Annotated in this window: 1 protein-coding gene; it reads left to right on the top strand. The window is 49.4% G+C overall.

Features of this window, described 5'->3' with window-relative positions; genetic code table 11:
* Positions 1-68 precede the first annotated feature (68 nt).
* Positions 69-245: 30S ribosomal protein S11 (gene rpsK / locus FS736_RS25635; protein ID WP_144481570.1), on the top strand; the 177-nt coding region annotated here is incomplete at its 3' end.

Raw genomic sequence — 245 nt, 5'->3', positions numbered from 1 at the left:
TATCATGGTCTAGTGCAGGTGGGGTTGGTTTGAAGGGTTGAGGTAAATGGACTGGATTGGGAGGAGAAATGGGAGGAGAAAGTGGAGGTAAGAGTTGTATGGAAGATGGTGTGAAAACTGTTGAGGTTAGTGTTAAAGGAGGAGGTGGTGGGGGTGAAGGAGGAATGGGTGGTGTTGAAGGAGGAGGTCTTGAAGTAAGTGGGATGAAAGAGGTTAGTGCAGTTGGACATAAGGGGTGGCGTGCG

It is taken from the genome of Cytobacillus oceanisediminis 2691, assembly GCF_007678455.1.
GTDB classification, from domain to species: domain Bacteria; phylum Bacillota; class Bacilli; order Bacillales; family Cytobacillaceae; genus Mesobacillus; species Mesobacillus oceanisediminis_A.
Note: the sequence above shows the minus strand (reverse complement) of the source record. Positions and strands in the feature narration are given on the sequence as shown.